The 24,064-nt window shown below is 69.6% G+C and carries 7 protein-coding genes; 6 read left to right on the forward strand and 1 reads right to left on the reverse strand.

All coding sequences use genetic code 11. The features are described from left to right. Positions 1-7: 7 nt before the first annotated feature. From IBJ82_RS11330 to IBJ82_RS11340, 3 genes are all read left to right on the forward strand, one after another. Positions 8-16,903 (forward strand): amino acid adenylation domain-containing protein, encoded by a 16,896-nt coding sequence (locus IBJ82_RS11330; RefSeq protein ID WP_370585269.1) that lies wholly within the window; start codon positions 8-10, stop codon positions 16,901-16,903. 226 nt (positions 16,904-17,129) lie between these two features. Then, positions 17,130-18,152 (forward strand): alpha/beta hydrolase family protein, encoded by a 1,023-nt coding sequence (locus IBJ82_RS11335; RefSeq protein ID WP_194826225.1) that lies wholly within the window; start codon positions 17,130-17,132, stop codon positions 18,150-18,152. 144 nt (positions 18,153-18,296) lie between these two features. Beyond that, the gene (locus tag IBJ82_RS11340; RefSeq protein WP_194825850.1) at positions 18,297-19,535 is read left to right on the forward strand and encodes a TetR/AcrR family transcriptional regulator; all 1,239 of its coding nucleotides are present in this window, start codon (positions 18,297-18,299) and stop codon (positions 19,533-19,535) included. 4 nt (positions 19,536-19,539) lie between these two features. On the opposite strand, the gene IBJ82_RS11345 is transcribed toward IBJ82_RS11340, so the two are convergent. Further along, the gene (locus tag IBJ82_RS11345; RefSeq protein WP_194825851.1) at positions 19,540-21,048 is read right to left on the reverse strand and encodes an aldehyde dehydrogenase family protein; all 1,509 of its coding nucleotides are present in this window, start codon (positions 21,046-21,048) and stop codon (positions 19,540-19,542) included. Between the two features lie 316 nt (positions 21,049-21,364). Between IBJ82_RS11345 and IBJ82_RS11350 the strand changes: the two genes are divergently transcribed. From IBJ82_RS11350 to IBJ82_RS11360, 3 genes are read left to right on the forward strand one after another with little or no spacing between them, the layout of a single operon-like run. Continuing rightward, a complete protein-coding gene (locus IBJ82_RS11350) occupies positions 21,365-22,366 on the forward strand; it encodes an ATP-binding cassette domain-containing protein (protein WP_194825852.1) in 1,002 nt (333 codons plus the stop codon). Positions 22,367-22,371: 5 nt separating this feature from the next. After that, complete coding sequence (locus IBJ82_RS11355) at positions 22,372-23,175, forward strand: ABC transporter permease (RefSeq protein WP_370585270.1); 804 nt, start codon at positions 22,372-22,374, stop codon at positions 23,173-23,175. After that, entirely contained in the window at positions 23,172-24,017 is an 846-nt protein-coding gene (locus tag IBJ82_RS11360) for an ABC transporter permease (protein WP_194825853.1), read from the forward strand. Before IBJ82_RS11355 ends, IBJ82_RS11360 begins: the two co-directional genes overlap by 4 nt. Positions 24,018-24,064 lie beyond the last annotated feature (47 nt).

The following is a 24,064-nucleotide window of genomic DNA, read 5'->3' on the forward strand; positions in this document are numbered from 1 at the left end:
ACGAGGTGTGCATGACCGGGCAACGGCAAGTCGACTCCGTCGATCGGACGGAACTGTCGTGACCCGGGCGAACCGGGCGTCTGGCGCCCGCGCCCGGCAGCGCGGGAAGTCGCTGCCGCAACTGCTGTCCGTGGCCGTGGAGTCGAACCCGAGCGGGCTCGCGCTCTCCTGGGACGACGGTGTCTCGGCACCGGTGCGCTGGACCTACGCCGAGCTCGACGAACGTTCCAACCGCCTGGCGCGGCTGCTGATCGCCCGCGGCGTCGGTCCGGAGGACGTGGTCGCCGTCGGCATTCCGCGTTCGCCGGAATCGGTGCTGGCGATGTGGGCGGTGACCAAGACCGGTGCGGCGTTCCTGCCGGTGGACCCGAACTATCCGCCCGCCCGTGTGAGTCACATGCTCGGCGATTCCGGTGCTGTGCTCGGCGTCGCGGTCGGTGCGGCGGTGGACCGGTTGCCGGGTGCGCTCGATTGGCTGTGCCTCGACGACGACGGCGTGCGTCGCGCCACCGACGATCAGTCCGGCGATCCGGTGACCTTCGCCGACCGGGTGCGCCCGCTGCGGCTGCAACACCCCGCCTACGTGGTGTACACCTCCGGTTCCACCGGCCTGCCCAAGGGCGTTGTGGTGACGCACGCCGGGCTGGCCGGGTACTGCGCCGAGCAGCGCGCGCACTACGCGATCGAGCCGACCTCACGCACCCTGCACTTCGCGTCGCCCTCGTTCGACGCGGCGGTGCTCGAACTGCTGATGGCGGTGGGCGCCGGGGCCGCGATGGTGCTCGTACCCGCAGGCATTCTCGGCGGCGCCGAGCTGGCCGATGTGCTGCGTCGCGAGGCCGTCACACACATGTTCATCACTACTGCCGCGTTGGCCTCGCTCGATCCGGCCGGGCTGGACGCGCTGGCCGTGGTCACGACCGGTGGCGAGGCCTGCCCGCCGGACCTGATCCGACGCTGGGCCACGGATTCGCGCCGGTTCCACGACTGTTACGGGCCGACCGAGACCACCATCGTGACGAATATCAGCGCGCCGCTGGTGGTGGGCGACACGATGAACATCGGTGCGCCGCTGCGTGGGGTGACCGAGTACGTGCTCGACGAGCGCCTGGTTCGGGTGCCAGACGGGATGATCGGCGAGCTGTACATCGCGGGCAACGGGTTGGCGCGTGGATATCACCGTCAGCCTGGATTGACCGCGTCGCGCTTCGTGGTCGACCCCTTCGCCGGTGCCGACGGGCGGATGTATCGCACCGGCGACCTGGTGCGTCGCCGGGTGGACGGTGCGATCGAGTTCGTGGGGCGCAACGACTTCCAGGTGAAGGTGCGCGGGTTCCGGATCGAGCTCGGTGAGATCGATACCGTGCTGACCGCGCACGACACCGTCGACTTCGCCGTGACCATCGGGCACGAACTCGACAACGGCACCACGATTCTGGCCGCCTACGTGCATGCCGCACCCGGCGCGCGAATCGACACCGACCAGCTGTTCGAGCACGCCAGGACCGGTCTGCCCACGCATATGGTGCCGACCGCGCTGACCGTGCTCGACGCCATCCCCTTGACTCCCGTCGGCAAACTCGATCGGGCCGCGCTGCCCGCACCGACCCTGCGTGCCGAGGAATTCCGTGCGCCCTCTGGTGCGATGGAAGAGCTGGTGGCGCACATCTTCACCGAGTTGCTCGCGCCGGAGAACCCGGTGGGCGCCGATGACGACTTCTTCGCGCTCGGCGGCAATTCGCTGCTCGCCACGCGGGCGGCGGCGCGCCTCGGGGCGGAGCTCTCGGCGCGGGTACCCGCGGGTCACGTCTTCGAAAGTCCCACTGTCGCAGGACTGGCCACGCTGCTGGAGCCGCTGAAGGGTGCGGGCGGGCATGCGCCGCTGGTACCGCGCGAGCGTCCCGAGCTGATCCCGCTCTCGCCCGCGCAACAGCGGATGTGGTTCCTCAACCAATTCGATCCGAATTCCACCGCCGAGACGATCCCGTTCGCGCTGCGACTGTCCGGACCGTTCGACCCTCGCGCGCTGCACGCGGCGCTGTCGGACCTGGTCGGTCGGCACGAATCGCTGCGCACGTGGTACCCGGTCTACAACGCCGACGAGCGTGAGCGTGGTGCGCGCGCAGGCGAATACGGTGCTGTGGTCGACGGTGTCGGCCACCAGGTGGTCCTGCCGATGGCCGAGGCTGTCCCCGATGTGCTGGTCGACTCGCTCACCGAGGACGACTTGCCGCTGTGGCTGGCGGAATTCGCCGGGACCGGGTTCGACGTCGCCGCCGGTGTGCCGTTCCGGGTGGCGTTGGCCGAGCTCGGGCCGCATGACCATGTGCTCGCCGTGGCCCTGCACCACATCACCGCCGACGGCGCCTCGGTGGCGCCGCTGCTGCGTGACCTGCTCGGTGCCTACCTCGCTCGTCGCAACCGCTCGCGACCCAGGTGGCAGCCACTGCCGGTGCAGTACGCCGACTACACGCTCTGGCATCGCGAGTTGCTCGGCTCCGAAGAGGACCCGGATTCGGTTGCCACCGCCCAGATCTCGCACTGGCGTAGCGCGCTCGCGGGTCTGCCCGACCGCCTCGACCTGCCCACCGATCGCCCTCGCCCGCCCGTATTCACCGGCCGCGGCGCCGAATTCGGCTTCCAGATCCCGGCGCCGGTGCACACCGCGCTCGCCGCGCTCGCCCAGCGCAGCGGCACCTCCGAATTCATGGTCGTACACGCGGCTTTCGCGGTGCTGCTCGGTCGTGTCGCGCACACCGACGACGTCGCCATCGGTACCCCGGTGGCCGGGCGTGGCGCCCGCGAACTCGACGACCTGATCGGCATGTTCGTCAACACGCTGGTGTTGCGCTCACACCTCGACCCGCGAGCGAGTTTCGCCGAACTGCTGCGCGCGACCAAACGCGCCGACCTCGCCGCGTTCGCCCACGCGGACCTGCCGTTCGAGCGCCTGGTCGAATTGCTCGATCCGGTTCGCTCGCAGGCCCATCACCCGCTGTTCCAGGTAGCCCTGTTCTTCCAGAACCTCGACCTGCCCAACCTGCGACTACCCGGCCTCGACGCCACGCCCGTCGAATTCGGTGGTGCGGTGGCACGGTTCGACCTGCAGCTCACCATCGTGCCCGGTGCCGATCCGACCGAGCCGATGGCCGCGTCGTTCAACTACGCCACCGATCTGTTCGACGCCGACACCATCGAATCCCTGGCGGCCCGGTTCACCCATCTGCTCGACGCGGTCGTCACCGACGCCGATATCGCGATCGCCGACATCGATCTGCTCACCGAGGCCGAGCGTGAGCAGACCCTGGTGAGCTGGAACGACACCCGTCATCCGGTACCGCCGGAACCGATGCTCGACGCGTATCGCCGTGCGGTGCAGATACATCCGGACGCCACCGCGCTCGTCTACGCGGACACGGAGCTGACCTACCGGCAGTTCGACGAGCGCGTGAACGTCCTCGCCCGGGTGCTGATCGAGCAGGGCGTCGGTCCCGAAAGTCTTGTCGGCCTGGCCATCCGCCGCTCACCGGAACTGGTGATCGGCATGTACGCGGTGCTCACCGCGGGCGGCGCCTATGTGCCGCTCGACCCCGACCACCCGGCCGAGCGCATCGCCTACATCCTCGACACCGCCCGGCCCGCCTGCGTGCTGAGCACCCGCGCCGATGCCATCGCGGTCCCGGCAGGCACCTCGTCGCTGGTGCTCGACGATCTCGATGTCGTCGGAGTACCGGGTCATCCGCTCCTCCCCTCGGAATTGCGCGCGCCGCTGCGCCCCGAGCACCCGGCCTACGTCATCTTCACCTCGGGTTCCACCGGTAAGCCCAAGGGCGTCGCGATCTCGCACGCCGCCATCCACAACCAGCTGGTGTGGATGCTGGCGAAGTACCCACTCGCGCTGGGTGATGTGTACCTGCAGAAGACCGCGACCACCTTCGACGTGTCGCTGTGGGGCTATTTCATGCCGCTGCGCGTCGGCGCGAAACTGGTGCTGGCCACCCCGGACGGCCATCGCGACCCCGCCTATCTGATCGACCTGATCGGCAAGCACAAGGTCACCGTCACCGACTTCGTCCCGTCGATGCTCACGATGTTCGCCGCCCAGGCAGCGGCCGCCGACCCGGACTCCGGGCCCGCTGGCCACGCCGACCTGGAGTCGCTGCGCGAGATCTTCGTCATCGGCGAGGCGCTCCCCGCGGAGACCGTCGATGCCATGGCCGCGGTCAGCTCGGCCAGGTTGCACAACCTGTACGGTCCGACCGAAGCCGCTGTCTCGGTGACCTACTGGCCCGCCCGTCCGGGTGAGCGCTCGGTGCCGATCGGACTGCCGCAGTGGAACTCCCGTGTCTATGTCCTCGACGAGCGGCTGCGGCCGGTGCCCCCCGGTATCGCGGGGGAGCTCTATCTCGCGGGGGATCAGCTCGCCCGCGGGTACCTCGCGCGACCCGGCCTGACCGCCGATCGCTTCGTCGCCGATCCCTTCGCCTCGGCGTCCGGCGGCGGGCCCGAAGGGGTGCATACTCCAGGCCCCGTGCGGGGCGCGCGGATGTACCGGACCGGCGACCTGGTGGTGTGGCGACGGCCCACCTCGAACGCCCCGCACCGACTGGACTACCTGGGGCGTATCGATTTCCAGGTGAAGTTCCGTGGTCAGCGGATCGAGCTCGGTGAGATCGAGACCGCGCTGTTGGCGCACGAATCCGTGAGCCAGGCAGTGGCATTGGTCGTCTCGACCGAGCTGGGTGACCAGCTGGTCGCCTACGTGGTGCCGGCCCACGGTCACGGCACCGAGCCGGACCGGCTTCGGGCCGCTGTCTCCAAAACCCTTCCGGTCTATATGGTTCCGGCTTCGATCACCGTGCTCGGCGAACTGCCGCTCAACCCCAGCGGCAAGCTCGACCGCAAGGCACTGCCCGCGCCGAGCTTCACCGCGCGGGCGTTCCGCGCACCGAGTACCACCCAGGAGCGGCTCGTCGCCGGTCTGTTCGGCGAAGTCCTCGGCCGTACCGATATCGGCGCCGACGACGACTTCTTCGCTCTCGGCGGCAACTCGCTGATCGCCACCCGCCTGGTCGCCCGGCTCGGTGCCGCCACCGGTGGCCGAGTCGCCGTGCGCACGCTCTTCGAAACCCCCACGGTTGCCGCGCTCGCCGCTGTTCTCGGCTCCGATGTGGTGGCGGAACCGACCTCTGGGCTGGGCACCCTGTCCCGCCCCGACGTGCTGCCCCTCTCGCCCGCCCAGCGCCGCATGTGGTTCCTCAACCGCTTCGACCAGGGCGCCGACGACGGAGCCGCCGCCTACAACCTCCCCTTCGCGCTACGCCTGACCGGCACCCTCGACGTGCCCGCCCTCACCGACGCCCTGCGCGACGTGTTGGCCCGCCACGAGGTGCTGCGCACGATCTACCCCGACACCGCCGACGGACCGATCCAGCAGATCCTGCCGGTCGACGCGGTGGACCTCGACGTCACCGTGCACCGGATCGGTGCCGACCACGCGACAGCACAGGTGACCGCACTCGCGTCGACCGCGTTCGACGTGACGACCGAGGTTCCGCTGCGGGTCCGGCTGCTCGACATCACCGGCAGCGGACCCGACGCGCCCACCGAGCACGTGCTGGCCGTGGTGGTGCACCACATCGCCGCCGACGCCTCGTCGATGGCGCCGCTGGTGCGCGACGTGACCACCGCCTACCTCGCCCGAGCAGCGGGCCATGCCCCGGATCGGCCGCCGCTGCCGGTGCAGTACGCCGACTACGCGCTGTGGCAGTTGGACCGGCTCGGTGCCGAAGACGACGCGGATTCCGCCGGCGCCGAACAGCTCTCGTTCTGGCGTTCCGAACTCGCCGACCTGCCGGATCTGCTGGAACTGCCTGCCGACTACCCGCGGCCCGCGGTCGCCTCCCTCGCGGGCGGCCGGGTGCCGGTGCGTATCGGCGCCGATACCCACGCCGCGCTCACCCGGATCGCGCGGGAGAGTGGCGCGACCGTGTTCATGGTGTTGCACACCGCCTTCGCGGTGCTGCTGGCGCGGTTGGCCGGCGCCGCCGATGTCGCGGTGGGCACTCCGGTCGCCGGACGCGGTGAGCGTGAACTCGATGATCTGATCGGCATGTTCGTCAACACCGTCGTGTTGCGCACCCGCTACGACGGTGGCGCCACCTTCGCCGAACTGCTCGCCGCCCAGCGCGCGAGCGATCTCGCCGCGTTCGCCGCCGCTGATATTCCGTTCGAGCGGCTGGTCGAGGTGCTCGATCCGCCGCGCTCCACCGCACGTCATCCGCTGTTCCAGGTGGGTCTTTCCTTCCAGAACGTGGACCGTGCCGAACTGGAGTTGCCTGGATTGCGGATCGCGCCGGTGTCCGCGGAACTGGCTGTGTCGCAATTCGATCTGCATCTGATCGTCGGCGACGGGTACGACACGGACGGGGCTCCCACCGGCATCGAGGGCTTCTTCACCTACGCCACCGATCTCTTCGACGCGGCGACGGTGACAGCCTTCGCCGACCGGCTCGCGCTGGTGCTCGATGCCGTGGTGCGCGAGCCCGCCGTGGTGGTGGGCGATATCGAGCTACGAACGGCCGTCGAGCGGGCATCCGAAACAGTCAGCGGGGCAGCGGATCTCGCTGTGCCCGGTGGCACGCTCGCCGATCTGCCGCTGGTCGCCCGGCCCGAGGCCGTCGCACTCGTGGCCGATCTGCCCGAGGGTCGCCTCGAGCTCACCTACGCCGAGTTCGAATCACGCGTGAACAAGCTCGCGCGCCACCTGATCTCGATCGGGGTCGGCCCGGAATCACTGGTCGCGCTCGCCCTGCCGCGTTCGATCGATCTCGTGGTCGCGATGTACGCGGTGACCAGGTCCGGCGGAGCCTACGTGCCCATCGACCCCGATCAGCCCGCCGATCGCACCGACTACATCCTGCACACCGCCGCCCCGATCTGCGTGCTCACCAAGGGCTTCCGTACCGACGCCGCGCCGGTGGTGCGGGTCGACCACCCGGTGATCGCCTCCGCTGATCCGCGCCCGATCACCGACGCCGACCGCCGTGCACCGCTGCACCCGGAGAACACCGCCTACGTCATCTTCACCTCCGGCTCCACCGGTCGTCCCAAGGGTGTCGCGGTGCCGCACGCGGCGGTGATCAATCAGTTGCAGTGGCTCCGTGGTGAATTCGGTACGACCGCCGCCGATGCCTTCCTGCTGAAGACCCCCGCCACCTTCGACCTGTCGGTCTGGGAATTCTGGTCCGCCGCCGTCTGTGGTGGCCGCCTGGTGATCGCCGCCCCCGACGGCCACCGCGACCCCGCCTACCTGGATGCCCTGATCACCGACGCGGGCGTCACCACCCTGACCGCCGTGCCCTCCCTGCTCGAGGCGCTGTCGGGCTACTGGGAGTCGCACTCGCACGACGAGAACGGCGCCGGGCTGACGGGTTCGGGCCGTGTCGGTCCATTGACCCGCATCCTCGCGATCGGCGAATCCCTGCCCGCCGCACTGGCCCAGCGCCTGCTGAAGGCCTTGCCGGGCACCAGGATCGACAACCTGTACGGCCCCACCGAGGCCGCCGTCTCGATCACCGATCACCGGGTGAGCGCCGCCGACGTGCTGACCGTGCCGATCGGCGGTCCCGCATGGAACAGCCGCGTCTACGTCCTCGACGAGCGCCTACGCCCCGTCGCCCCCGGCATCAGGGGCGAGCTGTACCTCGGCGGCATCCAGCTGGCTCGCGGCTACCTGCGCAAGGCGGCCCTGACCGCCGAACGCTTCGTCGCCGACCCGTTCGAGCCCGGCGCGCGTATGTACCGCACCGGCGACCTCGTCGCCCGCACAGTGGGCGGCGAGCTGATCTACCTGGGCCGCAGTGACTTCCAGGTGAAGGTCCGTGGATTCCGGGTGGAGCCCGGTGAGGTGGAAACCGTCCTGCTCGGGCTGCCCGAGGTGACGCAGGCCGCGGTGTTGGCTCGTACCGACCCGCACTTCGGTGACCGGCTGGTCGCCTACGTGGTCGGCGCGGATCTCGATGTCGCGCAGCTGAAGTCCACGCTGCGCGACAAGCTGCCGACCTATCTGGTCCCCGACGCCTTCGTCGCGCTCGCGGAGCTGCCCTACACCGTCAACGGCAAGCTGGATCGAAAGGCGCTGCCCGCACCGGTCTTCGAGGCCGCCACCTTCCGTGCCCCCGCGACCCACACCGAACAGTTGGTCGCGGAGGTCTACGGCGAGATCCTGGGCGTCGCCTCCGTCGGCGCCGACGACGACTTCTTCGCCCTCGGCGGCAACTCGCTCCTCGCCACCAGGGCCGCGGCCCGGATCGGGACGGCGCTCGACCGCGCGGTCGGGGTCCGGTTGCTGTTCGAGGCGCCGAGGGTGGCCGATCTCGCACTGCGCGTGCACCGATCGGACGAGGCGACCGCGCCGCGGCTGCTCGCCGGACCGCGCCCGCAGCGGGTGCCGTTGTCGCTGGCACAGCAGCGGATGTGGTTGCTCAACCGGCTCGATCCCGATGCGACCGTGTACAACATCCCGGCCGCGATCCGCCTCACCGGCGCCCTCGACCTGCCCGCCCTCAGCCTCGCCGTCGCCGACCTGTTCGCCCGGCACGAGGTACTGCGCACCCGCTATCCGGCGCGCGGGGACGTGCCGATCCAGGATGTGCTCGCGCCCGATGCGGTCCGCGTCGACCTGACACCGGTCGAGGTCGCGGGCGACGAGCTCACCGACGAGGTGCGCCGCACCGTCACCACCGGATTCGACGTCACCGCCGCGCCGCCGGTCCGGTTGCGGCTGCTGCGCCTCGGCGCCGACGACCACGTCCTGGTGTTCGTCGCCCACCACATCAGCGCGGACGGGTTCTCCATGGGCCCGCTCACCCGCGACCTCGTCCTCGCCTACACCGCGCGCACGGCGGGCTCGCCGCCCGCGTGGTCGCCGCTGCCGCTGCAATACGCCGATTACGCCGTGTGGCAGCGAGACGCACTCGGCGACGAAGCGGACCCCACCTCCACGGCCGCCGCCCAGCTGGCCTACTGGCACGACGAGCTCGCCGGGCTGCCCGAGGAAATCGCGCTGCCCGCCGACCGGCCACGCCCGGCGGTCCAGTCGTTCGCGGGCGGCACCAGCACCTTCGAGATCGACGCCGCACTACACGCCGAGCTCGCCGGACTGGCCCGCGCGCACGGCGTCACGGTGTTCATGGTCGTGCAGGCCGCGCTCGCGGTGCTGCTCGCCAGGCTCAGCGGCACCGACGACGTCGCCATCGGCACCCCGATCGCGGGCCGTGGCGCCCGTGAGCTCGACGATCTGGTCGGCATGTTCGTCAACACCTTGGTGCTGCGCAGCCGGATCACCGAGAGCGATCCGTTCACCGCGCTGCTCACCCAGACCCGCGACACCGACCTGCGCGCCTTCGCCCACGCCGACGTCCCGTTCGAGCGGGTGGTCGAGGCGATCCAGCCCGCGCGGTCGGCGGGCAGACACCCCCTGTTCCAGGTGGCCCTGTCGTTCGAGAACCTCGCCCCGGTGGCCTTCGAACTGCCGGGGATCACGGTCGGCGCGTTGGATGCCCGCACCGCCGAGGCCAAGTTCGACCTGTTGCTCACCGTGCGTGAGCAGCAGGACAACGGCGGCATGTACGCCGAATTCGGCTACGCGACGGACCTGTTCGACGCGGAGACCGTGCGGAGCTTCGGTCAGCGCTTCGTCCGTCTGCTCGCCGCCGTGGCCGCGGACCCCGACCTCGCCGTGGGCGATATCGACCTGCTCGACCCCGCCGAATTCCGCGCGCAGATCACGTTCGCGGGCCCGGCGGCCGAGCCGGCACGTACCCTCGCGCAGTTGATGGACGATGCGGTGCGCGCAAATCCGAGCGGCATCGCCCTGCGCGGCGACGGTCGCGGATTCACCTACACCGAACTCGACGCCGCCGCCAACCAGCTCGCGCGCGGACTCATCGCGCGCGGTGCCGGCCCGGAAGCCACTGTCGCCGTGGCGATTCGGCGCTCGATCGAATCGGTGCTCGCGGTGTGGGCGATCGCACGGACCGGTGCGGTGATCGTGCCGATCGACCCCGGCTACCCCGCCGAGCGGATCAGCCACATGGTCACCGACTCGGGCGCCGTCTTCGGCATCACCCTCGCCGCCGAACTCGCCGAATTGCCCGCGCTGCCCGGCGACGGCGGCTGGGTCGCGCTCGACGATCGGGCATTCACCGCCGAGATCGCCGGTTGCGCGACCGTCGGCCTGCGCGAAATCGAACTGCTCGCCCCGCCGAACACCGGCAACGCCGCGTACATGATCTACACCTCCGGCTCGACCGGTCTGCCCAAGGGCGTCGTCGTCACCCACGCCGGACTCGCCAACTTCTGCGCCGAGCAGAAACAGCGCTACCACCTCGACTCCGCTACGCGCGCACTGGCTTTCGCCTCACCGTCGTTCGACGCGTCCATGCTGGAACTGCTGCTCGCCATCGGTGGCGCGGGCACCCTCGTGGTCGCTCCCGCCGGATCCGTCGGTGGCACCGAACTCGCCGAGCTGATCCGCACCGAGGGCGTCACCCACACCTTCCTGACCCCCTCGGTTCTGGCCACTCTCGACCCCGACGGCCTTCCAGGTCTGCGCGCCCTGATCGTCGGCGGCGAACACGTACCCGCCGACCTGGCCGTACGCTGGAACACGCTGCCCAAGCGACATTTCCACAACGGGTACGGACCCACCGAAACCACCGTCATGACCGCCATCAGCGACGCGCTGCGTCCTGGCGACTCGGTCCACATGGGCGGCCCGATCCGTGGCACCCGAGCCCTGATCCTCGACGAACGCCTACGTCCGGTCCCCGAAGGCGTCACCGGCGAGCTCTATCTCGGCGGTGTCCAACTGGCCCGCGGGTACCACCGGCGCCCGGCTCTGACCGCGTCGCGCTTCGTCGCCGACCCCTTCGGCGATCGGCCCGGCGCCCCCGCGGGCGCACGCCTCTACCGCACCGGCGATCTCGTCCGCCGACGCGGCGATGTTCTCGAGTTCATGGGCCGCAACGACTTCCAGGTCAAGATCCGTGGTCTGCGCATCGAGCTCGGTGAGATCGACGCCGTGCTGGCCGCCGCACCCGGCGTCGCCTGGGTCACCACGCTCGGCCGCGACAACGGCAGCGGCTCGACCATGCTGGTGTCCTACGTCATGGCCGATCAGGGCAGGGCTCTCGACACCGCCGAGCTCACCGGGCTCGCCGCACAGGTGCTGCCCGACTACATGGTGCCTGCCGCGATCGTCGTCCTCGACGAGATTCCGCTGACCCCGGTCGGCAAGCTGGATCGGCGCGCGCTGCCGGACCCGGCCGCCGTCCGCGGCGAATACCGCCCGCCACGCACCGCCGCCGAGAAGACCATCGCCCGCGTGATCGGCGACGTTCTCGGCCACCACCGGGTCGGTCTCGACGACGACTTCTTCGCCCTCGGCGGCGACAGCATCACCGCCATCCAGGTGGTGTCGCGGGCCACGACGGCCGGCGTGGTGCTGCGACCGCGTGATCTGTTCGACGCGCGCACCGTCGCCGCGCTGGCCGGACGCGCCGACGTCACCGTCGAACCGGGCGTCCCGTCCGCCACGCTCCCGCTCACCGCGACCGCCGCCCAGCTCACCGAAGCGGGAGGCAGCGCCGTCGAACCACGTGCGGTGCTGCTCGAGGTACCGGCCGACTGCCCGGACCAGGCCGTCGCGGCCGCCGCGGCCGCGGTGATGAGCCAGCATCCGATGCTGTGGGCACTGCTCGACCGCACCGGCGACACCCCGGTGCTGCGCATCCCGCCGCCCGACGAACGTACCGGCGGCGCCTTCCGCAGGCTCGACACCGAAGACGGTGAGTCCTCGCTGCCCGTCGACGACATCGTCACCGCGGCCGCCGCGGCGCTCGACCCGGACGAGGGGCGCAATATCCACTTCGTGCTCACCGGCGACGCCGGTAGCTCGGCCACCCTGGTCGTCGTCGCGAATGCCCTTGTCCTCGACGAGAATTCGTGGCGCGCGGTGATCGACCAGCTGACCTCGGCATGGAGCCGCGGCCGACACGCGGCACCGGCCGCGCCCGATGCCGGACTCGGTGACCTGGTACGCCGACTCGCCGAGTACCCGGCCACCCCCGCGGCGCGCGTCGAACGTGAGTACTGGCACCGCGCGATCCGTTCCAGGGCAGGCGAATCCGTCGATCTGCACCAGCGCAACCGGGTCTCGCTGAGCATTACCGGTGAGGGCACCACCGCGGTGCGCACGGTCGCCGACGCCTACCGCGCCACTGTGGACGAGGTGCTGCTCACCGCCGCCGCGCTGGCGCTGCACACCGGGGCCGACACCGCCGCGGCACGGGTGATCGGCACGGTGGTGCGGCTGCGCGCCGACCAGCGCCTGCTCGGTCGCCCCGACGCCGAGGACGTGGTCGGCGGGTTCACCACCGACTACCCGCTGGCGCTGCGCCTGGACGGGATCGACGTCGCCGACGCGCTCGTCGGCGGCCCCGCCGCGGGGACGGCCCTGGCCCAGATCAAGGAACTGCGCCGCGCGGTCCCCGCCCACGGCGCCGGTTTCGGCCTGCTCCGCTACCTCGACGCCGAGACCTCCGACAGCGTCCGCACGCTGGACCGCGGCCGCTTCGCGGTGCGCATGCGCGACCTGCGCCCGGCGCGTGTGCACACCGACGTCGCCACCGACGACCTGGCACTGGTGCTCACCGTCGATGCCACCGACGACGGATTGGTCGCCCGATTCGACTACGCCACCGCCGTACTCACCGCGGACGCGGTCAAAACCTTCGCCGAACACTGGATCCGCGCGCTCGGTGGACTCGCCGAACACGGATTGCGGCCCGGTGCGGGCGGATTCACGCCGTCGGACTTCCCGCTGGTGCGTCTCGGCCAGACCGAGCTGACGCGCCTGGTCCGCCGCTACCCGCTGCTCAGTGACGTATGGCCGGTGACCCCGCTGCAGTCGGGAATGCTGTTCCACGCGCTGCTCGCGGAGAACTCGGTCGACCCCTACATCACCCAGTTCGTCCTCGACCTCGACCCGTCCGTGGCCGCCGAACGACTGCACGAGGCGGCCCAGGCCGTGCTCGACCGGCACGACAACCTGCGCGTCGCGTTCGCCACCGACGCCGCGGGCACCCCGCTGCAGGTGGTGCTCGACGACATCGACGTGCCGTGGCAGGTCATCGACGCCGACGACGCCGCCTACCAGCGCATCCGCGCCGCCGACCTGGCCACGCATTTCGATATGGCCGCCGCGCCGCTGCTGCGGTTCACCCTGGTGCGCACCGAGGGGACCGCGCATCTGCTCGTCACCAGCCATCACATCCTGATCGACGGCTGGTCGACGCCGCTGCTGCTGCAGGAGCTGCTCACCGCGTACATGATCGGCGGCCGGAGCAGGCGTCTGCAGAAGGTCGCGCCCTACCGCGACTACCTGGCCTGGCTCGTCGCCCAGGATCTCGAAGCCGCCAGGACGGCTTGGCGCACCGCGCTCACCGGTCTGGCCGAGCCCACGCCGCTCGCACCCGTCGATCAGGGCCGCGAGATCGCCACGGGCACGGGGGAGACCGGCTTCGCGCTCTCGCCGTCGGACACCACCGCGCTGAGCGAGCTCGCCGCGAGCCTGGGCGTCACGGTGAACACCGTGGTCCAGGCGGCGTGGGGTCTGCTCATCGCGCGGCTGGTGGATCGCGACGACGTGGTGTTCGGCGCCACCGTCTCCGGTAGGCCCGCCCAGCTCGCGGGTGTGGAGCGGATGGTCGGGCTGTTCCTCAACGCGATTCCCGTGCGGGTGCGGTTGCATCCCGGCGATACCGTCGCCGAGTTGCTGCGCAGGCTGCAGGACGATCAGGCCGCGCTGCTCGATCATCACTACCTCGGCCTCGGTGAGATCCAGGAGATCGCGGGCATCGACGCGCTGTTCGATTCGCTCGTCGTGTTCGAGTCGTTCCCGGTCGACCGCGAGGGGCTCGCGCAGGCCGCGTCCGGGTCGGCCGCTGTCACCGGGATGGACGCCGCCAACGGCACCCACTATCCGCTCACCGTGCAGGTCGTCGCCGACGGGCAGCTCCGGGTATCGGTGAAGTACCTGCGCGATGTGTTCGGTGAGGACACCGCGAATGCCATGGCGCAACGCCTCTCGATGCTGCTGGCGAGGTTCACCGCCAGCCCGAACGCCAGGATCGCCGAGATAGACGTGCTGCTCGCGGAGGAGCGCGCGACGCTGGCGGCGGTCAATGCCACCGACGCACCCGAACTGCTCGACGAGGCCACCCTGCTGTCGTTGTTCGACGCGCAGGTCAAGCGCACACCGGACGCCACCGCACTGGTCGACGGTGAAACCGCCTACACCTACACGGAATTCGACGACCGCGTGCGCGCACTCGCCGCCGGGCTTCGGGCCAGGGGAGCGCGGCCGGAGACGCTCGTCGCGGTCGCGATGCGGCGCGGGATCGACCTGGTGACCGCGATCTACGCGGTGCTGCGGACCGGCGCGGCGTATGTGCCGGTCGACCCGGACCATCCGGCCGAGCGGACCGAACGGGTGCTGGCCGCCGCCGCGCCGATCTGCGTGCTCGCCGTCGGCGGATTCACGACCACCTCGGGCATTCCCGTCATCGAGATCGACGCTGTCAGTGGGGAAGTGACCGAGCTGGAGATGCCGAAGGCGGACAATCTCGCCTACGTCATCCACACGTCCGGGTCCACCGGAACGCCCAAGGGCGTCATGCTGACCCACCGACAGCTGGTCAACCAGTTCCGCTGGGCGCAGCGCACCTACCCGCACGGCCCCGGCGACGTGGTGCTGCACAAGACCCCGGTCACCTTCGACATCGCCACCTGGGAGTTGTTGTGGCCGTTGCACACCGGCGCCACCGTGGTGATCGCCGCCCCCGACGGGCACCGTGATCCGGCCTACCTGGCCGAGGTGATCGCCGAACGCGCCGTCACCACCGTGCATTTCGTGCCGTCGATGCTCGACGCGTTCCTCACCGATCGCGACAGCGGCGAATTCCCCTCGCTGCGCTGGGTCTTCGCGGCGGGTGAGGCGCTGTCGTCCTCGACCGCCCGCCGGTTCGCGCAGGTGCTGCCCGAGGCGACGCTGGTCAACTGGTACGGGCCCGCCGAAGCCACCGTGGTCACCGCGGCCCAGGTCGAAGCCGGTCCCGCCGTGGGTATTCCGATCGGTACGCCGGTCGCGAACACCCGCGTCCACGTGCTCGATCGTCAACTGCGACCGGTCCCTCCCGGGACCGCGGGGGAGCTGTACCTGGAAGGCGTACAGCTGGCCCGTGGGTACCTCGGCGCTCCCACGCTCACCGCCGAACGTTTCGTCGCCCGTCCCGGCGGCGGCAGGCTCTATCGCACCGGCGACGTCGTGCGCTGGACCTCCGACGAGAGCCTGGAATACCTGGGCCGCAGTGACTTCCAGGTGAAACTGCGCGGACAGCGGATCGAACTCGGCGAGGTCGAGGCCGTGCTGCGCGACCACCACAGCGTCCGGCACGCCGCGGTCGCGCTCGTGCACGGCCCGACGGGTGACCGTCTGGTCGGCTATATCGTGCCCGCCGAGGCGCAGGTCGAGGAAGCTCGAGCGGAGGCTCGCCCCGAGGGGTATTCGATCGAAAGCGGCACCACCACTACCGGTTTCGATCAATCCGCGTTGCTCGCCCATGCCAGGGCGGCGCTCCCGTCCTACATGGTTCCGGCCAGCCTGGTGCTGCTGCCTTCCCTGCCGCTCAACGCCAGCGGCAAGCTCGACCGCAAAGCCCTGCCCGTCCCCGCCTTCACCACCCGCGCCTACCGCCCGCCGACCACACCGTTGCAGCGTGCGGTCGCCGAGGTCTACGCGGAGGTGCTCGGCGCGGGCAAGGTCGGTCTCGACGACGACTTCTTCGAACTCGGCGGCAACTCCCTGGTCGCCACGAAGGCGATCAGCCGATTGCGCACCAGGGTCGGCGCCGAGGTGCGGGTGCAGTGGTTCTTCACCGACGCCACCGTCGCCGCGCTGGCCGAGCGGATCGACGCCACCCAGTCCGCCGGCGGCGAACACGACCTCACCTCCGACCTCGAATCCGACGACGCCCTCGGTGTCCTGCTGGCCATCCGCAACCGGGTCCCGCACGGCACCGAGGCGGGCGGCGCGCTGTTCTGTATCCACCCGATGTACGGGCTGTCCTGGTGCTATGCCGGTCTGGCGCAGTACATTCCGGCCCGACGGCCGATCTTCGGCCTCCAGTCGCCCGCGCTGAGCGAGGCGGGCTACCTGCCGGGCACGCTCGCCGAGATGGCGCGCCGCTACGCCGCCGAGATCAGGACCCAGCAGCCACACGGGCCGTACCGGCTGATGGGCTGGTCGCTGGGCGGCGTGCTCGCCCATGCCGTCGCGACCGAACTCCAGGCGGCGGGGGAGCAGGTGTCGCTGCTGGCGATGCTGGATTCGCATCCCGATATCGACGTGCCCGATTTCCACACCGCGGTCCGCGACGCGCTCGCCGAACTCGGCGTCGACATCAGCGCGGCGCTGCCTGCCGCGGGCGTGCGTGAACTCAGCGAGGACGCACTGGCCGCGCTGCACGCGATCATCCCGGCCAACATGGCCGTGCTCACCCCCGAACGGGTGCGCCGGATCTATCGCAGCGCGGTGCGCTCGGCCGAATTGATCGCCGAGCACCGGCCCGCGGTGTTCCACGGCAGGATCGAATACTTCAGCGCGCTCGGACACGAGGCGGCGGCGGCTAATTGGGCCCCGTATGTCGACGGCGCGGTGCGTGATCGGCCGGTCGCGGTGGTGCATGATCAGATGACTTCGCCGCAGGCGCTGGCCGAGATCGGGCCACGTTTGGCGGAGCTGCTCGACGCCGGTGACCGTGCGGCGGGGGCGCGATGACATTTACGCCGGGGCGCGATGACATCAGTGGTGCCGGTGAGGCATGATGTGACCGCGCTGTTGTAACGATTACCCCTGTTGTAGCTACCGGATAACCCGTAGGGTCTGGCGTGTTGCAACTTCGTGCCCTGCAGGGGAGCACGGACCGAATCGGAATTCGAGACGAAGCGAAGGTGCGAAATTGATGCGTCGGCACACCCGGCGTCGTGGCTCCCGGGCCGCGGCAATGATCGCGGCAACGGCAGTGGCGGCGGGACTGATGTCCGGCATCGGTACGAGCCCGGCATCAGCTGACCCGATCATCGATTCCAAGAGCCTGCTCGCCAACCCGGTCTCCGAGGACGGCTCCAAGATCGTCAAGGCCGAAGTGAAGGACTCGCGCAGTCTGCGACTGCACGTGTACTCCGCGGCCATGGACCAGAACATCATCGTCGACGTGCAGCGCCCCGCCGACGCCTCGGTCCCGCGTCCCACCCTGTACCTGCTCAATGGTGCGGGCGGCGGCGAGGATTCGGCGTCGTGGGTGGCCAAGACCGACGCGCTCAAGTTTCTCAGCGACAAGAACGTCAACGTCATCCAGCCGATCGGTGGCGCCTGGAGCTACTACACCGACTGGATCGCCGACGACCCGGTCCTCGGGCGCAACAAGTGGAAGACCTTCTTCACCGAGGAACTGCCCCCGCTGGTCGACGGCGCGCTCGGCACCAACGGTGTGAACGCGATCGCGGGCCTGTCCACCTCGGGCACCACCGTCCTCGCGCTGCCGATCGCCAAGCCCGGCCTGTACAAGGCAGCCGCCGCTTACAGCGGTTGCGCGCAGACTTCCGACCCCGTCGGCTCGGAGTTCGTCAAGGTCACGGTCGAGACCTGGGGCGGCGGCAACACCATGAACATGTGGGGCCCGCAGGGCTCGCAGGAGTGGGTCGAGAACGACCCGTACGTGAATGCCGAAGGTCTGCGCGGCGTGGATCTCTACGTCTCCACCGGTAACGGTCTGCCCGGCCCGTACGAAACGCTCGACGGTCCGTACGCGCTGCCCGGTGCCTACGGCCTGGCCAACCAGATCGTCATCGGTGGCGTCATCGAGGCGGGCACCAACTACTGCACGCATAACCTGGCCACCCGGCTCAACGAGCTCGGTATCCCGGCGACCTTCAACTTCCGCCCCAACGGCACCCACTCCTGGGGCTACTGGAAGGACGAGCTGAAGCTGTCGTGGCCGACGCTGGCTCGCGGACTCGGCCTGTAGACGGATCTTCTCCCGAACCGCCCCGGTAGCGAGTACGTCGCTGCCGGGGCGGTTCCATTTCTTAGACCTGCCCTCGACGTTTGCGAATTGTGGTTAACTTAGGTTGACTGGTCCAACCTGGTTCGCGCAACGGAAAGTGAGTGCATGGTCGCCGATCGCAGTGAGGCCGAACCGGCCCGCGAGCCGACGACCGCACCTGCCCGCGTCGTGCGCCGCAGGCCGAAGGACCGCAAGATGCAGATCATGCGGGCCGCCGCCCGTGCGTTCAGTGCGCGGGGCTACTACCCGGTCGGCGTGGACGAGATCGCCGCCGAGGTCGGTATCTCCGGACCCGCGCTGTACCGCCACTTCGCCAACAAATACGCGCTGCTCGTGGCCGCCGCCGAGGAGGGTGCTCGGGGTTTGCGCGATGTCGCCGCCGCGGCCGACGACCCGTCGCTGAGCCCGGAGGCCAGGCTGAACGCGGTGCTCACCGCCGTCGCCGAACGCAATATCGACATCCGCCGCGAGGCCGGGCTCTACCGCTGGGAACGCCGCTACCTCGAGCCCGATGATCGGGTGCGCATCCGCGCGTTCTATCGCGAACTCGAGGCGAACGTCGCCGCGCGGATCGCCGAGGTGCGGCCGGAGGCGAGCGCCGACGACGTGATCCTGCTCGCGGTCGGCGCGCTGAGTTCGCTGGCCAGTATCGCCGCGCACCGCACCACCCTCTCGCACGGACGCATGCTCGCGGTGCAGCTCGAGATGGCCTGGGCGATCGTGCGCGCCGAGTTGCCGCCGACGCCCGCCGCGGCCGAGCCCGACAAGCAGACCCGTGGCCTGCCGGTGACTTCGAAACGTGAACAGCTGCTCACCGAGGCGATCCGGATCTTCGGCCGCAACGGGTATCACGAATCGGGCATCGAGGAGATCGGCGCCGCCGTCGGCATCAACGCCTCGAGCGTGTACCGACACTTCGACAGCAAGGCCGACCTGCTCGCGGCGGCCTTTCATCGCACTGCCGACCGACTCGCTGTCGCGATCGGCGAGGCGCTGGCCGAAAGCAACGACCGCGCCGACGCTGCCCGCCGCATCGCCGACCAGCACGCTCGCCTCACCTTCGCGACGCCCGAGATCATGCCGGTCTACTACGCGGAGTTCAGCAACCTCCCGCAGGCCGAGCAGCACCGCCTGCGCGCCATCCAGCGACAGAACATCCTCGAATGGGCGAACCTGCTCGACGACGACCCGATCGAAGCGCGCTTCCGCGTGCACGCCGCCGTCGGTCAGATCATCGACGTCGGTCGCCTGCTGCGCTTCGACTCGCGTCCCGAACAGCTGGCCCGCCTCACCGCACTCACCGACGCGGTGTTGCTCGGCAGCGGCTCGGCGGACGAGAACTAGTAGGTCAGCCGCGGCCGTGGCGGAGGCGGAAGATCGCCCTCGCGGTCTGTAGATGCCCGGGGCGACGGTCGAAGGTGGACAGCCGGATCGGCGCCCGGTAGCGCCTGCGGGCGATCGACATCGTGCGGCTGTATTCGTGCAGACCCTGCTGACCGTGGCTGTGGCCCTGGCCGTATTCGCCGACGCCGCCGAACGGCAGAGCGGGGATGCCGGTGAACGCGGTCGACGAATTCACCGTCACCACACCCACTTTCAGCTGTTCGGCGATGAACTCCGCGCTGGGGATGTCGAGGGTGAAGATGGTGACGGCGATGCCGTTGCCCGCCGCGTTGACCCGGGTGACCGCGTCGGCCAGGTCGGCGACCCGGTTCACCACGAGTACCGGGCCGATCCCCTCGCCGGTGATCGCGATGCTGTCCTCGGGGACCTCGGCCAGCACGATCGGCTCCACATACGGGTCGCGGAACGAATCGAGTCCGCCGAGCACCGCGTGCCCGCCGTGGGCGAGCGCGTCGCGGACCTGTCTGCGCACCACGTCGACCTGGGCGGCATTGATCATCGGACCGTAGGAGGCGCGATTGTCGGCGCCGGGACGCAGCTTGGCCGCCCGCTCGGCCACTTTGGCCAGGAAGTCGTCGAACACCGAATCGGCGACATAACAGCGCTGGATGCCAGAGGAGTTCTGCCCGGCGTTGGCCATCGCGCCGAACACCGCCGCCTCCGCTGCCGCGTCGAGCACCGCGTCGACGTGCACGATCATGCTGCCCTTGCCGCTGTTCTCCACCACCACCGGCGTGAGCGACTGGGCGCACAGGGCGATCACCTCGCGTCCGCGGGCCTCGGGCCCGGCGTAGGCGATCTTGTCCACCTCCGCCTTGCACAGGGCGGTCGCGGTCCGCGAATTTCCGGTAACCGACTGCAGGACGGGCTGTTCGGGCGAGACCGCGGCCCAGCTGTCGGCCAGCCAGGTGCCGACACCGGTACTGAGCTCGTGCGGATTGAACACCACCGTGTTACCGGCGGCCATGGCGTAGGCGATCGCACCCATCGGCGTGAACACCGGGTTGTTCCACGCGCCGAGCACCCCGATCACACCCAGCGGCAGATAGCCGACGGAGGCGTGCTGATTGCGGGTGAACCAGCCGGTGGACAGGCGTCGGCGACCCAGCGTGCGCGCGGCGTTGCGGGCGGCCCAGTCCAGATTCTCCACCGCCAGCATCACTTCCAGGGTGGCGTCGGCCTCCGGTTTGCCGGTCTCGCTGCGCAGAATATCCACCAATTCGCCTGCGTTGCGGGCGATCTGGCGGCGCCAGTCGAGTAACAGGCGCTTGCGCTCACCGAATTCCAGTTCCCCCCACCAGTTCTGGGTGGCCCGTGCGGTGCGCACCGCACGGGTGACCTCGGCGGTGCCGTGGATGTGATACTGCGCGAGCTGTTCACCGGTGCGCGGATCGAAGGCCGTGAGCACATCGGATCGACCGATCGGCGCGGCAGTGGAAGCCGACTCGACCATGGTCACCTCCCCACAAGATCGAACACGCCCGCGTGCGGGCCGGTGAGACGAAGTGTTTCCCCGCTGTCAGCGTATGGGTGCGCGGCCCGGCCGACAAGGTCAGCGCACTGCCCTTGCACTGCCCACGTGAGCAACACCACTGCGGTAGCCGAAGTCGGGACCGGCAAACCGGGCGCATCGACGCCGACCTGGGCCGGGAAAACCGCCGGACCGGTAACATCGCGCCGAACGGTATGGATCACTTACCGGGAAGAATTTTTCCGCGTGCGCTCGTCTCGTTCAGGGCCGTGCGCACCCGGCCGATGGTGGAGAGTTGATGCCGAGTTCGATCTCAGTGGATTCGCCCGCAGGTGGCGTCGCGTCGCGCGACAGTGAACCCGCGGTGCTGGTGTCCGACGTGCGCAAGTCGTTCGGTGACGTGCACGCCCTGCAGGGCATCAGTTTCCAGGCCGAAAAGGCCAGTGTGCTGGGCATCCTCGGACCCAACGGTGCAGGAAAGACCACCATGGTCAAGGTCTTGTCGACGCTGCTGCGCCCCGACTCCGGCACCGCCGTTGTCGCCGGGCACGACGTGCTCACCGACGCCGCGGCCGTGCGTCGCTCGATCATGATGACCGGTCAGTACGCCGCCCTCGACGAGAACCTGACCGGCCGGGAGAACCTCGAGCTGTTCGGTCGCCTGATGGGCCTGACCAAGTCGGCCGCCCGCAAGCGCGCCGAGGTGCTGCTCGAAGAGTTCGACCTGGTCAGTGCGGGTAAACGAGCCGTGCGCAACTACTCCGGCGGTATGCGCCGTCGCGTCGACATCGCCTGCGGACTGGTCGTGCGGCCGGAGGTGGTGTTCCTCGACGAGCCGACCACCGGCCTCGACCCGCGCAGCAGGCAGGGCGTGTGGGACCTGGTCACCGCGCTCAAGAACCAGGGCATCACGGTGCTGCTCACCACGCAGTACCTCGAAGAGGCCGACGTCCTCAGCGACAACATCATCGTCATCGACAAGGGCACCGTCATCGCGGAAGGCACCGCCGACCAGCTCAAGGCCAAGACCGGCGGTAGCTACTGCGAGATCGTCCCGCTGGACCTGAGCCGCCTCCCGGCGACCGTGCAGGCCCTCGGTGACCTGGTGCCCGCTGTCGTCGCCGCCGATATCGAGGGCGCAGACAAGCTGTCCATCCCCGCTCCCGACGGCGCCGCTACCCTCGCCGAGGCGCTGCGCAGGCTCGACAACGCGGGCATCGATCTCGCCGACATCGCGCTGCGCAGGCCCTCGCTCGACGACGTGTTCCTGTCGATCACCGGTCACTCGGGCGGCCACTAGTGAGCGTGTCCACCCCTGCGGCGAACATGTTGTTCGCCGAGCTTCCCGCTGTGCACCCGAGCAGTTTCGCGCAGTGGCGCGCGCTGACCGGGCGCATCGTGCGCACCATGGCCACCAAGGGCGAGCTGATCGTCGCGGTGCTCACCCCGCTCGTGGTCACCGTGGCCTTCTACCTGCCGTTGCGGTACGTGATGCAGGTCCAGGGCATCGACTACGCGCAGTACGTGATGCCGATCGTCGTGCTGCAGACGATGGCCATGACGATGATGTCGAACGCGCAGCTCGCGGCGTTCGAAGCGCTCACCGGGTTGAGTACCCGACTCCAGACGATGCCGATCGGTTCGCTGGTTCCGCTGATGTCGCGGATCTGCGCGGGTCTGGTGCGGTCGATCGTCTCGCTGATCGCGACCGTCGGCTACGGCTATGTGATCGGCTTCCGGTTCACCGGCGGCTGGGCGCAGGCTCTGGCGTTCTGCGGATTCGCGCTGGGCGTCGGCGTGGTGCTCACGCTCGGCGCCGACGCGCTCGGCAGCCTCACCAAGAACCCCGAGGCGCTCAGCCAGGCCCTCACCCTGCCGATTCTGATCTTCGGCATGATGTCGACCGGGTTCGTGCCGGAGGCCAGCTTCCCGGCGTGGGTGCGGCCGTTCGCGCGCAACCAGCCGATCTCCCAGTTCGCCCAGACCCTCAGCGATATGGCCGCGGGCCATCTGAGCTGGGCAGGCACCTGGGTGTCGATGGCGTGGCTCGGCGGACTGGCTGTTTTCTTCCTCCCACTGGCTGTGTGGGCGAGTGTGAGGCGATCATGACAACAATCGAGAAGTCGTCGGTCGAGGAGGCCGCGGCCGACCTGCCGGTGGTGCATCCCAAGCCGGAGAGTTCGGTGTCGGTGTGGTTCACCCACAGCCTCATCCAGACCAAGCGGCTGCTGATGGTGTGGTTGCGTGACCCCTCGACGACCATCCAGACCATCGCCTACCCGGCGGTGACCCTGCTGATGTTCCGCATCGTGCTCGGTGACTCGATCACCGCGGCCACCGGCGCTCCCAGCATCTACGGCCAGGCCGCGCTGCTGACGCTGGTCGCGGCCATGACCGGCGCGGTGGTGAGTGCGCTCGGGTTCAAGCGGGAGAAGGCATCGGGACTGCTCAGCCGGTTCTACACGATGCCGCTGAACAAGGCTTCGCTGCTCACCGGCCGACTGCTGGCCGAGATGCTGCGCATCCTGATCACCACGTTGATCGTGCTGCTCGTCGCGGTGCCGCTCGGATTCCTGTTCATGGAGGACCCGCTCGCCAATATCGCGCTGGTCCTGGTGCCGGTGCTGTTCGGCATCGGGTTCGCGGTGATGGTGACCGCCCTGGCCACGATCACCGAGGGCGTCATGCTGATCAGCCTCATCGGCATTCTCAATACGCTGCTGATGTTCTTCAACACCGGCTTCGTTCCGGTCTTCGCCTACCCGACCTGGTTGCAGGACGTGGTCGCGAATCAGCCGATGAGCTGTGCGATCGATGCGATGAAGGGGCTGTCCTACGGTGGGCCGGTCGCTGAACCGCTGCTCAAGACCGTCGCCTGGACGGTGGGGATGGTCGCGGTCTTCGCCTACCCGGCGATCGTCGGCTACAAGAAGGCCGCCGAGTCGTCCTGAGACCGCCGCACTCTGATCGCCGCCACGAACGCTGTGGCGGCGATCAG

The organism is Nocardia sp. XZ_19_231, from assembly GCF_015355705.1.
Taxonomy (GTDB): Bacteria; Actinomycetota; Actinomycetes; order Mycobacteriales; family Mycobacteriaceae; genus Nocardia; species Nocardia salmonicida.